We start from the raw sequence: 13,548 nt of genomic DNA, 5'->3' as shown, positions 1-13,548 counted from the left end.
CCGAGGCCCTTCGACAGGCACACGGCCATCACGTCGGCCACCGCGCCGTACTCCGCCAGCGGCGTGCCGGTCGCGACGTGGGCGTTCCAGATCCGGGCGCCGTCGAGGTGGACGGCCACGCCCCGCTCGTCGGCGAAGGCACGCAGGGCCTTGAGGTCTGCGAGCGGCACTACGGTGCCACCGGCGAAGTTGTGGGTGTTCTCCACCGAGATCGCGGCCGTCCTGACGAAGAACGGGCCGAGGTCGGGCGCGAAGAGGTCGTCGAGCGCCGTGAGGTCGAGCTGGCCGCGCGGGTGGGACCAGGTGCGCATGGTGACGCCACTGACGGCAGCGTGGGCCCCGAGCTCCGCGCGGGCGATGTGTGCGCGCGCCTCGCAGAGGACCTCCTGTCCGGGCGCCACCACCAGGGAGACGGCCAGCACGTTGGCCAGCGAACCGGTCGGCGTGAACAGGGCGTCCTCGTGGCCGAACAGTCCGGCCACCCGCTCCTCGAGCGCGCGGACCGTGGGGTCCTCGCCGTAGACGTCGTCGCCCACCTCGGCCGCGGCCATGGCCGCGCGCATCGCGTCCGTCGGACGCGAGACCGTGTCGGAGCGGAGGTCGATCACGCCTTGCGGAGCATTTCTGCCACCAGGAAGGACAACTCCAGGGACTGCACGCGGTTCAGGCGCGGGTCGACGACCGACTCGTAGCGGTGCGCGAGGCCGAGCTCGTCGAGCTCCTCGCCGCCACCGATGATCTCGGTGACGTCGTCGCCGGTGTTCTCGACCAGGATGCCGGCCGGGACGGTGTCGAGCGCGCGGTGCACGTCGAAGAATCCCTGCACCTCGTCGATGACGTCCTCGAAGCGGCGCGTCTTGTAGCCGTTCGACGCCTCGAAGGTGTTGCCGTGCATGGCATCGCAGACCCACGCGACGTCGACGCCCTCGGCGGTGACCTTCTCGACCAGCGCAGGGAGACCGTCGCGGATCTTGCTGGCACCGAAGCGGGTGATGAAGGTGAGGCGACCGGGTTCGTTGGTCGGGTTGAGCTTGGTGGCCAGCGACAGCGCGTCATCGGCGGTGGCCGACGGCCCGAGCTTGCAACCGATCGGGTTGCGGATGTGGCTGAAGTACTCGACGTGCGCGCCGTCGAGCTGGCGGGTGCGCTCACCGATCCAGACCATGTGGCCCGAGACGTTGTACGGCGCCTCGGTGCGCGAATCGATGCGCGTCATCGCGTGTTCGTACTCCAGCAGCAGCGCCTCGTGCGAGGAGTAGAAGTCGACCCGGTGGAACTCGTCGGGGTCGGCGCCGATCGCCTGCATGAAGTTCAGCGCGCGGTCGATCTCGGCGGCCATCGCCTCGTAGTGCTGGCCGACGGGGCTGTTGCGGACGAACTCGGAGTTCCAGGTGTGCACCTGGCGGAGGTCGGCGTACCCACCGGTGGTGAAGGCGCGTACGAGGTTCAGCGTGGACGCGGACGCGTGGTAGACGTCCAGCAGTCGCTGCGGGTCGTGGCGCCGCGAGTCAGGAGTGAAGTCGAAGCCGTTGACCGCGTCGCCGCGGTAGGCCGGCAGCGTGATGCCGTCGCGGGTCTCCGAGTCCGAGGAACGCGGCTTGGCGTACTGGCCGGCGAGCCGGCCCACCTTCACGACCGGCACGGACGCGGCGTAGGTCAGCACGACCGCCATCTGCAGCAGCACGCGCAGCTTGTTGCGGGTGTTGTCGGCCGTCGCGTCGACGAACGTCTCGGCGCAGTCACCGCCCCAGAGCAGGAAGGCCTCGCCCCGGCTCGCCGCCGCGATCTTGGACTTCAGCTCGTCGCACTCGCCTGCAAAGACCAGCGGAGGAAGCGTGCGCAGTCGTTCGACGGTCGCGGCCAGGGCCGCGGGGTCGTCGTACGACGGCTGCTGCTTCGCGCCGATGGCGTGCAACTGCTCGAGGGACGGGAGATTGCTCACTCCCCAAGAGTACGGCGCGGCACCGGGACCCGCCGAGGGGGAGGCCCCTCGCGGACAAGGCGCGTGCGGCAGCGCGGTGGGAGGCGATCGCTGCGAGCTTGCTCGCCCGAAGGCATCGCCGGAAACGCGCTCGCGCAAATCAATCAGTCGTCCGTGGGATCGATGTCCATGTGCTCGATGTCGGCGAACTGTCCGCCCTCGGGCTTGTAGAAGATCCGGGTCACGCCCCAGAGCACCACACCGAGCAGCAACATGAACCCGGCGATGACGTACTGGATGCGGTCGGGCGCCAACCGTGCCCACGGCCCGAGGAGGTACAGGCAGAACGCCGCACCGAGCACCGGGACGACGGTCGGCGCCTTGAAGTGGCCACTGTCCGGTTCGCGGCGCAGGATCAGGCAGGAGATGTTGACGATCGAGAAGACCGCCAGCAGGAGCAGGCCCGTGGTGCCGGACAGGGCGCTGACGACCGAGACCTCGGTGCCCTCGGCGGCGTCCCCGAGCTTGGCGTCCCGCAACCGCACCACGGCGATGATCAGGCCCATGGCCAGCAGGGTGGTGAAGGTGATGGCGGCGTACGGCGTGCGCCGACCCGGGAGGACCTTGCCGAGCACCGGCGGCAACACCTTCTGCTGCGACATGCCGTAGAGCAACCGGCTGGCCATCAGCATGTTGATCAGCGCGGTGTTCGCCACCGCGAACACCGTCAGGAACGGGAAGATGTCGTCGATCGGCAGGTCGGGCGCCCCGAGCTTCACGACGTCGATCAGGATGCCGGCGTCCGCGTTGGTGGGCTTCGCGATGTCGCCCGGCGGGATCACGATGATCACCGAGATGGCCACCAGCATGTAGATCACGACGGCGATCCCGAGGCCGGTCAGCATCATCTTCGGGAAGATCCGCTCCGGCTCCTTGGTCTCCTCGACCATGTTGACGGAGTCCTCGAAGCCGACCATCGAGAAGAACGCGATGGCGGTGGCGATGGTGACCGCCATGAACATGCCCTTGTCGGACGGGCTCTCGAAAACGGTGATCCGCTCGAGGTCGCCGTCGCCCTTGGCGATCACCGAGAAGCCGATGACGATCACGATCGCCAGGGCGCTCATCTCGATGAGGGTCAGCACCACGTTGAACTTCACGCTCTCGCCGACACCGCGCAGGTTGATCAGGGCCAGCAGGCCCATGAAGACCAGCGCGACGAAGAGCGCCCACCCGGGCGTGGTCGGCACGCCCGACCAGATCTCGTTCAGGCCGAGCAGCAGGTTGTTGGCCAGCAGGTTGGCCGAGGTCGACGCACTGGTGATGCCGGAGCAGATCACCGTGAACGCCACGAGGAAGGTGATGAAGTGGATGCCGAACGCCTTGTGCGTGTACAACGCGGCACCCGCCGCCTGGGGGTACTTCGTGACGAGCTCGAGGTACGAGAAGGCCGTCAGCGTCGCGACCGCGAAGGCGACCAGGAACGGCAGCCACGCGATGCCGCCGACCTGACCGGCCAGGCGACCCGTGACGGCGTAGACGCCGGCGCCGAGGATGTCGCCGACGATGAAGAGCAGGAGGAGCCCGGGCCCGAGGACCCGCTTCAGCTCCGGCTGTCCCTGCTGGTCCGGAACGCTGGTACTGGTGGTGTCTGTGGTCATCGGGCTTCCCGTCCTGCCGAGTCAGAAGGCTTGTGTCCCCGCGGATCACCCTCGCGCACGGCGGCGCGAATGTGAAGCACCTGACGTGCTACCGCGACACGGCCGTGTCGCCGCGCACCATCACGGCCAGGGGTGAGCCGAGGCTTCGGGGCGCGGCGTGCAGGTCCCCGTCGACGACGAGCAGGTCGGCAGCGAGGTCCCGCTGGAGCCGACCCGTGACCGTCCGGAGGCCGCACGCCTCCGCGGCACCGGCCGTCCCCGCGGCCAGCGCCTCCTCGAGCGTCCAACCGGCAGCCACCAGGTCCAGCACCGCGAGCCAGGCGTTGCCGTGGGCCTTGAGCGGCATCGCGCCGGCATCGACACCCGGGACGACCCGAACACCGTGTCGGTGCATCCGGCCCACATCAGCGGACCGCTGGGCGAAGAAGGTGAGCATGTCCATCCCCAGCCGGTCCATGATCGCCTGCACCTGGGGCGGGGGCGGCGGCATGGTCGCGACGAGTGACATGTCGTTGCCCATCGTCGGATCGACCACGACGCCGGCCGCGGCCGTGCGTGCCAGCAGGTCGTCACTCAACTGGGCGCCGTCCTCGGTGACCCCCGTGAAGTGCTCGATCCCGTCGACGCCGGCTGCCAGGGCCGCCTCGATCGCGGCGAGCGAATGGGCATGGGCGAGGACCGGCAGACCACGATCGTGCGCGGTGTCGACCACCGCCCTGAGGGCCGTGACGGCGTACTGCACGCCGACCATGTCGGTGCCCGGGGTGAGGAAGCCACCGCTGGCCATCACCTTGACGACGTCGGCGCCGCGCTCGTGGCGCTCGATCACCGCAGACCGCAGCTCGTCCTCGGTCTCCGCGACGGCGCCGAGGAAGTGGCAGTGCCCACCCGGCGTGGTCACGGGCGGCCCCGAGGCGACGATTCGCGGGGAGCCGGCAGCACCGCGATCCCGTGCCACCAGGGTGCGATAGCCCCGGTCGCCGAGGTCGCGGACCGTGGTCACCCCTGCCGCGACCTGCGCGGCCAGCGACTGGACGATCGCTGCATCGATGGCCTCCTCGTCGAGCGCGCCGACCCGTTCGAGGGCACCGAGCGAACCGTCCGAAACGAGATGGACGTGCGCGTCGACCAGGCCCGGCATCAAGGTTCCGTCGTACGAGGTGACCGGGCAGTCCGACGGCACGGCGAAGTCCGCCGACTCCACGCCGACGATCCGGTCGCCCTCGACCAGCACCGTCGCCCCACCCGGAAGGAACCTGTCGCCGTCGAACGCGCGGGGAGCACGCCACGCCTGCACGAGTCGAGTGTGGCCCCGAACGGGGGTCCTTGTCACGGGCCACGGTCACGGGCCACGCGGCACCTGTCAGCCGAAGAAGACCTGCGCCTCGGCGTACTCGGCAGCGCTCACGACCTTGAGCGCACCGGTCCCCTCGATGAGCGGGACGCGGACGATGTTCGTACCGCGCAGGGCCACCATGACGCCGTACTCACCGTCGGCGACGGCGCCGATCGCCTGCAGCCCGAACCGGGTGGCCAGCCAGCGGTCGAAGGCCGAGGGCGTGCCACCCCGCTGGATGTGGCCGAGTACGACGGCGCGGGCCTCCTTGCCCGTCCGGTGCTCGATCTCGCTGGCGAGCCGGTCGCCGATCCCGCCGAGCCGGACGTGGCCGAACGCGTCCTTCTCCCCGCTGGCCAGGGTCATGCCGCTGCCATCGGCCGGCAGCGCGCCCTCGGACACAACGATGATCGGGGCGTACTCGCTCTTGAAGCGCGTCAGCACGTGGGCGCAGACGGCGTCGATGTCGAAGGGGATCTCCGGGATCAGCACGGCGCTGGCACCACCGGCGATGCCGGCGTGCAGGGCGATCCAGCCGGCGTGGCGACCCATGACCTCGACGACCAGCACGCGGTGGTGCGACTCGGCCGTCGTGTGCAGTCGGTCGATCGCCTCGGTCGCGATGTTGACCGCGGTGTCGAAGCCGAAGGTGAAGTCGGTGCCGGAGAGGTCGTTGTCGATCGTCTTCGGGACACCCACGACGTTCACGCCGAGCTCGGCCAGCTTCGTGGCGACGCCGAGGGTGTCCTCGCCGCCGATCGCGACGAGCGCCTCGACCCCGGCGGCCGCGAGGTTGTCGGTGATCCGCTGGACGCCGCCGTCGACGGCGAACGGATTGGTCCGCGAGGAGCCGAGGATCGTGCCACCGCGCGGCAGGATGCCGCGGCACTGCTCGATGCCGAGCGGCATGGTGATGCCCTCGAGCGGCCCGCGCCAGCCGTCACGGAAGCCGACGAACTCGAAGCCGTGTTCATTGACGCCCTTGCGAACGACGGCGCGGATGACCGCGTTGAGTCCAGGACAGTCGCCGCCACCGGTGAGCACTCCTACGCGCATGTCTCGACCCTAACCATGTTCCGGGAACTACGGTTGTGCCATGACCTTCTCGATCGTGGCCAGGTCCGCCGACGGTGACACGTGGGGTGTGGCCGTCGCTTCGAAGTTCCTGGCCGTCGGCTCCGCTGTTCCTGCTGCCGTCGCCGGCGTCGGCGCCGTGGCGACCCAGGCCGATGCCAACGTCGCCTACAAGGGCCTGGCGCTCTCGCACCTCGACGAGGGCGCCACCGCGTCCGTCGCGCTGCAGCGACTGATCGAGGAGGACGAGGGCCGGGCCCAGCGCCAGGTCGGCATCGTCGACCTCGATGGCGGTGCGGCCTCCCACACCGGCGCCGAGTGCATCCCGTGGGCCGGCAGCCGCACGGGCGACGGCTGGGCCATCCAGGGCAACTGCCTGGCGGGCGTCGAGGTCGTCGACGCCATGGAACAGGCGTGGCTCGAGAGCGACGCCGACGCGGCCCTGCAGGACCGTCTCCTCGCTGCCCTCGCCGCGGGTGACGCTGCGGGTGGGGACCGGCGCGGCCGACAGTCGGCGGCGATGCTGGTGGTCCGCGACGGTGCCGGGTACGGCGGTCTCGACGACGTGGCCGTCGACCTGCGGGTCGATGACCACGAAGCACCGATCGACGAACTGGCCCGCCTCCTGGACCTGCACGAGCTCTACCTGACGGCGTCGACCGAGGACGAGAAGGTCGTCGTCGACGACGCGCTGCGTGCCGAGCTGGAGACCTTCGCCGCCGGCGAGGGCCATCGCGACTTCGCGGCGTGGGTCGGCACCGAGAACTACGAGATGCGGGTCGCAGCCGACCTCTCGTGGATCGACGAACGCATCCTCGCGGTGGTCCGCGGCGACGGCTGATCCTCCCGCAGCGCTCAGCGGCTTGCTGCGCGCTCCAGGGCCTTCTGGGCCGCGTCGCGCTCGGCCGTCGCGGTCCTGAGGTCGGCGGCCGCTGCGTCGCGGACCTCCTCGGCCTCGCCGATCTCCTCCTCCAGCCCGTCGGACTGCTCCTCGAGGTCGGCGAGCCGACGGCGGAGCTCGTCGATCTCCGCCTGCACCTGCAGCGACCGCGCCGAGAGCCGCTCGACCTCGGCGAGCGCGTCATGGTGCGTGGAGCTCGCGTCGTCGTACTCGTCGACAGCGAGAGCGAGCCGTTCCTCGGCCGCCGCGATGGCCTTGGCCGCGCGGTCCGGGTCGGGGACGACGTGCAGGTCGGGCGGCCCGGGCAGCACCGCCTCCCGGGCACTCGCCTCGAAGCCCAGGGCTTCGGGCACGGCGATCGCGCCGGCCAGGTCGGCGGGGTCCATCGGCTCCACCCCGGTCGTGTGCAACGGCGTGACCAGCAGTCCGCTGCGCACCGCGCGTCCGCACGCCTCGTCCACCATGGCGGCGGTGAGGGTGGCCTCGACCTGTTCGGCCACCGCCTCGGTGACCCGGAAGCCCTCGTCCCCGGCGAGGCGGCGCGCCTGCGTGGTGACGGCCGCGGTGACCTGGCGTCGCTGCTTGGTCAGCGCGCGCAGCTCCCCTGCCGACATGGCCTGTTGCGCCTCACGGAGCGCGGCTCCGACGTTGAGCACCTGGTCGACCTGCGCGGCTTCGCGTCGTACGAGCAGGTTGACGACCCAGGCAGCCGTCGCCGGCTTACGCAGCGCCTTGACCCGGGGAGCCAGCGGCGTGCCCTTGAGCTCCTTCACCCGGGCATCGCGTGCGGGCGTGAACTCCGCGAGCGGCAGCGCGTAGAGCTCGTCGGCGATCTCCAGCAGCTCGTCGGTCAGCTCGTCAGTCATCGAGCCCCTGCTCGATCGCGTAGCGGGTCAGCTCGACCCGGTTGTGCATCTGCAGCTTGCGCAGGGTGTTCTGCACGTGGTTCTGCACCGTGCGGTGCGACAGCACCAGCCGCTCGGCGATCTGCTTGTAGGACATCCCCTTGGCGACCATCTTGAGGATCTCGGTCTCGCGCTCGGTCAGCTTCTCGCCCGGCGGCGTGGTCGGCTCGTTCATCCGCCGGAACTCCCCCAGCACCAGCGCAGCAAGTCCCGGCGTGAAGACGCTGTCGCCTGCGGCCACGCGGCGTACGGCGGCGACCAGCTCCGTCCCGGACGCCGACTTGACCAGGTAACCGGTGGCACCAGCCTTCACCGCCGCCAACACGTCGTCCTGCTCCCCCGACGCCGACAGGATCAGCACCCGCGACGACGGATCGGTGGCCAGCACGCTGGCGGTCACCTCGACGCCGCTGGGCTCCGGGATCTGCAGGTCGAGTACGACGACCTGGGGCCTCGTGGCCTGGAACCGGTTGATCGCCTCGGTGCCGGTGGCGGCCGTGGCGACGACAGCGAACCCGGCGGCCGTCAGGTCGCGCTCGACCGCATCACGCCACATCGGGTGGTCGTCGACGACCATCACCCGGATCTGATCGGACATGGGTCGACCCTAGACCGGCGGGCTCAGGCTCGGTGGAACCGGCCTCGCCGGTGCAGCAGCGCGTCGTCGGCTTCGCTCTCATCGATCTCGACGTGCTCGATCACGACCTCGACCTCGACGGACCAGCCGACCTCGCGCTCGCCGATCAACCGCACGGCGGCCCAGGTGCCGGCCGAAGCGAGCCGGGGGCCGTGATCGGAGTCGACGAACTCGGCCTGCCGGAACGGCCCGCCGGGCGCCGGCGCGGTGCCGGCGAACGCCTCGGCCAGGTCGCGATCGGCCCACGAGAGCAGCTGCACCACGGCGACACCGTCGTCGCGGAGCACGTCGAGCAGGTCGGTGTCGGGATCGAGGAGCGCCAGGATCGACGGCGCCGGACCGAGGGCGACCATCAGCGACGAGACCGTCAGCCCCGCTCGCGATCCGCCCTGACCGGCGGTCCACAGCGTGACGGCACCACCGACGCGGGCCCGGAAGCGCCGGGCCGGATCAGGATCGGCGTCCGCGAACGGGTGCGTGCTGTGGATCGTCATCGGTCTCCTCGTGAGGGGGTGACGCGAGGGACCACGAAGGTCCACTCCGTCCCGTAGGACCCGGTGTCCAGGGTGGCTTCCCCGCCCAGGTCGTTGATCCGGCCCCGGATCGATTCGAGCACCCCGAGGCGGCCCTGCTGCTCGGCGTCCTCGAGGCGTCCAGCCGCAATGCCCGGGCCTTCGTCGCGGATCGTGACCTCGACCCGGTCGCCGAGGTCCTCGAGCAGGATCCAGGCCGGGGCGTCCTCACCGACGTGCCGGCTCACGTTGTCGAGGCAGGCCTGCGCGGCAGCGGTGATCTCGGCGACAGCGTGCGCCGGCAGTTCCACCGCGCCCGCAGGCAGCGCCACCTCGGTGTGCGGCCGGGCCCCGAGGCGCCCGAGCGCGGCAGCCAGGTCGGCACTCGTCCCTGTGGTGCGGGCGGAGGTGACCGCGTCCTGGGAACGGATCAGCGTGCGGAGCGCCTGTTCCTGCGCTCCCGCCAGCCTGCCCAGCTCGGCCGCCTCTCCGCCGAGCTCGCCGCCGCGTCGCTGGACGAGCGCGAGGACCTGAAGCACCCCGTCATGGACCACCCGGGCCAGGCGTGCCCGTTCAGCGGCTGCGGCGGCCTCGCTCTGAGCGCGGTCACGATCCGCAGCCATCGCCGTGAGCGACTCGCACACGAAGCCGACCATCGAGCCGCCGAGCAGGATCAGGAAGACGTTTCCCCAGTCCTGCTGGCGGACCTCGGCGCGGCTGAGCAGGTCGATCGCACCGAGCAGCACCGCGGCGACCGTGCCGCCGCGCCAGCCGTAGCGAACCGCCCACGCCAACAACGCACCGACGATCCAGTAGCCAGGGATGGTCGCGTGGAACCACTCCCCCTTCACCACCGGGGTGGCGAGCAACAGGGCCACCGCCAGTGCGAGGTCGGCCACCAGCACCGCCGGGACCCGGCGCTCCGGGGCCGCATAGACGACGATCGCCGCGACGGTGCCGGCCGCCATGACCCCGAGACAGGCCCAGCCGAGGGCGGGATGCTCGAAGTTGTTGCGGAAGGCGTTGAGCGTCACCGCGTAGACCAGGACGACCACCCGCAGCACCGCGAGCGCCCGGAACATCCGGTTCTCGACGGCGACCGCAGCCCGGGTCGTCGTACCACTGGTCACGACGGAGTCGGTCAGGACGCGATCTTCCGCTCGTCGCCGTCGCCGCGCTCGGCACGCTCGGCGCGCTCGGCCTTCCTGGACTCCTCCTTGGCGCGGCCGGCGTACATGTCGACGTACTCCTGGCCAGAGAGCCGCATGATCTCGTACATGATCTCGTCGGTGATCGAGCGCAGGATGAAGCGGTCGTTCTCGAGGCCGGCGTAGCGCGAGAAGTCCATCGGCTTGCCGAAGCGAACGGTCGGACGGGTGATCCGGCCGAACTTCTTGCCCGGGGGCGCCACCACGTCGGTGCCGACGACAGCGACCGGGATCACCGGGACACCGGTCTCCAGGGTGAGGCGGGCGATACCGGTCTTGCCGCGGTAGAGCCGGCCGTCGTGGGAGCGCGTGCCTTCGGGATAGATGCCGAAGAGCTCGTTCTCGGCCAGCACCCGCTTCGCGGAGACCAGGGCACCGGACGCGGCGTCGCCGCTGGTGCGGTCGATCGGGATGTTGCCCGTGCCGCTGAAGAAGTTCTTCTGCAGCCAGCCCTTGATGCCGGGCGAGGTGAAGTACTCCGCCTTCGCGACGAAGCGCACCATCCGCGGGATGACCAGCGGCATGAACAGCCAGTCGGCGTACGACAGGTGGTTGCTGGCGAGGATCGCCGGACCGCTCGGCGGGACGTTCTCCAGACCTTCGGCACGCGGCCGGAAGATCAACTTCAACAGCGGCCCGAGCGCGATGAACTTGAGGAACCAGTAGAACAACCGACCGACCTTCCGCTTGGACTTCCCTGCGACGAAGCCTAGTGCCTCCACAGCCTTCCACGGACACCCGCGCGTGCCTGCGTTCGTACGGCACAATCGCGGCATGCCGCCGAGCCCCGCGTCCCTCACCGCGCCACTGACGATCGCCGCCCGACCGGAGCTGACCGGAGGCCGGCGCATCGGTGTCCTCCTGAGCCACGGATTCACGGGGTCGCCGGCCTCGATGCGGCCGTGGGGCGAGTACCTCGGCGACCGCGGGTACGGCGTCGTCGTACCCCGCCTGCCCGGGCACGGCACCACCTGGCAGGACCTCAACCAGCGCACCTGGGCGGACTGGCACGCGGAGATCACCTCCACCTTCGACGCGCTCCGGGCCGACCACGACGCCGTCGTCATCGGCGGGCTGTCGATGGGTGGGGCCCAGGTCCTGCAGCTGGCGGCCGCACGCAACAGCGAGATCGCGGGCGTCATGCTGGTCAATCCGGCCGTGTCGACGAAGCGGCTCGACGTGAAGCTGCTGCCGGTCCTCAAGCACCTCGTCGGTTCGTTCCCCGCGATCGGGAACGACATCAAGAAGCCCGACACCGACGAGCTCGGCTACGACCGGACGCCCCTCAAGGCAGCCCACTCGATGATGCAGGCGTGGCCCGGCATCATCAAGGCACTGCCGAAGATCACGGTTCCCGTCATTTACTTCCGGGCCGATGCCGACCACGTCGTCGATGAGTCCTCCGAGAAGATCATCCGCAAGCAGATCTCGTCGGTCGACGTCACCCGGGTCCCGCTCCCGGAGAGCTACCACGTCGCGACGATCGACAACGACGCCCCGACGATCTTCGAGCAGTCGGCGGCCTTCATCGCCCGGGTGGCCGGGTGACCGTACCCGCCACCGAACCCACTGCGACCGGCACCGGCACCGCTTCCGACCGGATGCTGCTGGCCTTCGTACGGTTGTGGGCCCTCGCGCTGCTGCTGCACGTCTGCATGGCCGATCGCCACCGACTGGACACCGTGTGGGGCATCGCGGTCGCGGCACTGGCCTTCGCCGTACTGATCCGTCCGAACGACCTGCGCCTCTTCGGGGTCCTGCTGGTCGCGCAGCTCGCCGACATGGTCGCCGAGATGCCGTACTCCCCCAACCACTGGATGCTCGACGGCTTCGTCGGCCTGACGATCCTCGCCTGCTTTGCGCTGCGCCGCGAGGTCACGTTCGACGCGCTGCGCCGCGCGGTCCCGGGCATCCGGATCGTCCTGCTGATCGCCTATTCGGCCGCGGCGCTGGCGAAGTACAACACCACCTTCCTCGACCCGGTGACCAGCTGCGCTTCCGCTATCGCGTCCCGGGCATCGTTCGGCGTGACCCGGGACCTGCCGCTCGATCCGGCGTGGATGCTGATCACCATCACGGCCGAGAGCCTGATCCCGATCCTGCTGCTGATCCCCGCGACGCGACGTCACGGTGTCCGTGTCGGCATGGTCTTCCACTGCCTGATCACGCTCAGTCCGGCCATCGGCGTCCAGGACTTCAGCGCGACGCTCATCGCCCTGTTCTTCCTGTTCCTCAGTGCACCCGATGCCGAACACCTCCTTGACCGACTCCAGCGCCTCACCGGGAAGTCGGCGGTGGTGCGGGACGTTCGACGGTTCCCCAACCTCGCGGCGCTCCTCGGTCTCGCGGTGATCGGCTTCGCCGGCTACGCGAGCGTCGCAGCGGCCTCGGCGGCGACCAACGTGATCAGCAAGGTGGTGCTGGCCGCGATCGTGATCGCGGCGGTGTGGTCCTGGCGACAGGCTGCGCCGCCGGCACGCCTCGCGGGCATCACCTGGATCCACGTCCCCATGATCGTGCTGACGCTGTTCTGGGCGATGAATCCCTACCTCGGGTTGCGGACCACGGCCTCGTTCACGATGTTCTCGAGCCTGCGAACCGAAGGCACGGAGGCCAATCACCTCTTCCTGCCCTCGGTCCACTTGACCGACTGGCAGGAGGATCTCGTGTACATCGAGTCGTCGAACGATCGCGAGATCGAACGCGCAGCCCGATCTGATGTCGCCGTACCACTCCTGGCCTTGCGGTCCCGGGCGATGGACGACGCCGACCTGGTCGTCACCGGCGTCCTGCACGGCGAACGGGTGACCTTCGGCCCCGAACCGGACCAACGCCCCCTCGATCCCCTGACGTGGTGGGAACGGAAGTACACCCATTTCCACGCCATCCCCGTGGGCGACCACCCGTTCTGCACGGACTGAACCGACCTGCGTCAGCGCCCGCAGCGTAGGCTGAAGTCGTGAAACGGGAGAACCCCGAGGAGCAGGACTCCGCGTGGCAGAAGATCGTCGAGAACTACGGCGAACGCGCCGAGCTCGACGCTGTCGACGACCGCGCCGATGAGGGTCGCGTCGAAACCCCGCTCGATCCCGACCTCCGCGACGAGGACCCGGTGCGTTCGAGCCTGTTCGACGACGACGCCCTCGACGAGATCGACCGCTTCGTCCCCGACAGCCCGCCGCCGGTGCCCATGCCCCCGCCCGACCGGTTCCTGGCCTGGCTCGGTGTCTTCGGGTCACCGACCGTGCTGCTGGTCTTCCTCGTGCTGGGACTCGGCATGCCGCAGGTCCTCGGCTGGATCCTCGTCGGCGGCTTCGTCCTCGGCTTCTGCTACCTCGTCTTCACGCTTCCGCGGTCGCCGCGTGATCCGTGGGACGACGGCGCGGTCGTGTG

The 13,548-nt window shown here is 70.1% G+C and carries 14 protein-coding genes; 4 read left to right on the top strand and 10 right to left on the bottom strand.

Going from position 1 to position 13,548, the window contains the following annotated elements:
- The 5 genes from ACOADB_RS08320 to ACOADB_RS08300 form a co-directional block, all read right to left on the bottom strand.
- A partial coding sequence (locus ACOADB_RS08320) for a threonine aldolase family protein (protein ID WP_378597534.1) occupies positions 1 to 608 on the bottom strand: 608 nt, incomplete at its 3' end.
- Positions 605 to 1,942 (bottom strand): class II 3-deoxy-7-phosphoheptulonate synthase, encoded by a 1,338-nt coding sequence (locus ACOADB_RS08315; protein ID WP_378597491.1) that lies wholly within the window; start codon positions 1,940 to 1,942, stop codon positions 605 to 607. The genes ACOADB_RS08315 and ACOADB_RS08320, both read right to left, overlap by 4 nt.
- 143 nt (positions 1,943 to 2,085) lie before the next feature.
- Positions 2,086 to 3,582, bottom strand: coding sequence for an APC family permease (locus ACOADB_RS08310; RefSeq protein ID WP_378597490.1), 1,497 nt, complete (start codon positions 3,580 to 3,582; stop codon positions 2,086 to 2,088).
- A gap of 88 nt (positions 3,583 to 3,670) precedes the next feature.
- Positions 3,671 to 4,879, bottom strand: coding sequence for an amidohydrolase family protein (locus tag ACOADB_RS08305; protein WP_378597489.1), 1,209 nt, complete (start codon positions 4,877 to 4,879; stop codon positions 3,671 to 3,673).
- Positions 4,880 to 4,945: 66 nt separating this feature from the next.
- The gene (locus ACOADB_RS08300) at positions 4,946 to 5,974 is read right to left on the bottom strand and encodes a 6-phosphofructokinase (RefSeq protein ID WP_378597488.1); all 1,029 of its coding nucleotides are present in this window, start codon (positions 5,972 to 5,974) and stop codon (positions 4,946 to 4,948) included.
- A gap of 40 nt (positions 5,975 to 6,014) precedes the next feature.
- On the opposite strand from ACOADB_RS08300, the gene ACOADB_RS08295 reads away from it, so the two are divergent.
- On the top strand, positions 6,015 to 6,833 hold the full coding sequence (locus ACOADB_RS08295; RefSeq protein ID WP_378597487.1) for a DUF1028 domain-containing protein: 819 nt from the start codon (positions 6,015 to 6,017) through the stop codon (positions 6,831 to 6,833).
- A 14-nt stretch (positions 6,834 to 6,847) separates the two neighbouring features.
- Here ACOADB_RS08295 and ACOADB_RS08290 read toward each other — a convergent pair whose 3' ends face one another.
- From ACOADB_RS08290 to ACOADB_RS08270, 5 genes are read right to left on the bottom strand one after another with little or no spacing between them, the layout of a single operon-like run.
- Complete coding sequence (locus tag ACOADB_RS08290) at positions 6,848 to 7,759, bottom strand: hypothetical protein (protein ID WP_378597486.1); 912 nt, start codon at positions 7,757 to 7,759, stop codon at positions 6,848 to 6,850.
- The gene (locus tag ACOADB_RS08285) at positions 7,752 to 8,396 is read right to left on the bottom strand and encodes a response regulator (protein WP_378597485.1); all 645 of its coding nucleotides are present in this window, start codon (positions 8,394 to 8,396) and stop codon (positions 7,752 to 7,754) included. Before ACOADB_RS08285 ends, ACOADB_RS08290 begins: the two co-directional genes overlap by 8 nt.
- 23 nt (positions 8,397 to 8,419) lie before the next feature.
- Complete coding sequence (locus tag ACOADB_RS08280) at positions 8,420 to 8,929, bottom strand: flavin reductase (RefSeq protein ID WP_378597484.1); 510 nt, start codon at positions 8,927 to 8,929, stop codon at positions 8,420 to 8,422.
- Positions 8,926 to 10,077 carry a MacS family sensor histidine kinase gene (macS, locus tag ACOADB_RS08275; protein ID WP_378597483.1) on the bottom strand — a complete coding sequence of 384 codons (1,152 nt, stop codon included), beginning with the start codon at positions 10,075 to 10,077 and terminating at the stop codon, positions 8,926 to 8,928. Before macS ends, ACOADB_RS08280 begins: the two co-directional genes overlap by 4 nt.
- 11 nt (positions 10,078 to 10,088) lie before the next feature.
- Positions 10,089 to 10,826, bottom strand: a complete 738-nt coding sequence (locus ACOADB_RS08270; protein ID WP_378597482.1) for a lysophospholipid acyltransferase family protein — start codon at positions 10,824 to 10,826, stop codon at positions 10,089 to 10,091.
- A gap of 103 nt (positions 10,827 to 10,929) precedes the next feature.
- Between ACOADB_RS08270 and ACOADB_RS08265 the strand changes: the two genes are divergently transcribed.
- The 3 genes from ACOADB_RS08265 to ACOADB_RS08255 form a co-directional block, all read left to right on the top strand.
- Positions 10,930 to 11,703, top strand: coding sequence for an alpha/beta hydrolase (locus ACOADB_RS08265; protein ID WP_378597481.1), 774 nt, complete (start codon positions 10,930 to 10,932; stop codon positions 11,701 to 11,703).
- Positions 11,700 to 13,076 (top strand): hypothetical protein, encoded by a 1,377-nt coding sequence (locus ACOADB_RS08260; protein WP_378597480.1) that lies wholly within the window; start codon positions 11,700 to 11,702, stop codon positions 13,074 to 13,076. Before ACOADB_RS08265 ends, ACOADB_RS08260 begins: the two co-directional genes overlap by 4 nt.
- Positions 13,077 to 13,114: 38 nt before the next feature.
- The coding region (locus ACOADB_RS08255; RefSeq protein WP_378597479.1) for a hypothetical protein at positions 13,115 to 13,548 on the top strand (434 nt) is incomplete at its 3' end.

Source organism: Nocardioides sp. CPCC 206348, from assembly GCF_048654705.1.
Taxonomy (GTDB): domain Bacteria; phylum Actinomycetota; class Actinomycetes; order Propionibacteriales; family Nocardioidaceae; genus Nocardioides.
This window is presented reverse-complemented; position numbering and strand designations above follow the sequence as displayed.

Excerpts from the sequence above, each read along its gene's own strand:
- ACOADB_RS08310 (WP_378597490.1), bottom strand. The coding sequence starts at position 3,582 with ATGACCACAGACACCACCAGTACCAGCGTTCCGGACCAGCAGGGACAG.
- ACOADB_RS08300 (WP_378597488.1), bottom strand. The coding sequence starts at position 5,974 with ATGCGCGTAGGAGTGCTCACCGGTGGCGGCGACTGTCCTGGACTCAAC.
- ACOADB_RS08295 (WP_378597487.1), top strand. The coding sequence starts at position 6,015 with ATGACCTTCTCGATCGTGGCCAGGTCCGCCGACGGTGACACGTGGGGT.
- ACOADB_RS08290 (WP_378597486.1), bottom strand. The coding sequence starts at position 7,759 with ATGACTGACGAGCTGACCGACGAGCTGCTGGAGATCGCCGACGAGCTC.
- ACOADB_RS08285 (WP_378597485.1), bottom strand. The coding sequence starts at position 8,396 with ATGTCCGATCAGATCCGGGTGATGGTCGTCGACGACCACCCGATGTGG.
- ACOADB_RS08280 (WP_378597484.1), bottom strand. The coding sequence starts at position 8,929 with ATGACGATCCACAGCACGCACCCGTTCGCGGACGCCGATCCTGATCCG.
- ACOADB_RS08265 (WP_378597481.1), top strand. The coding sequence starts at position 10,930 with ATGCCGCCGAGCCCCGCGTCCCTCACCGCGCCACTGACGATCGCCGCC.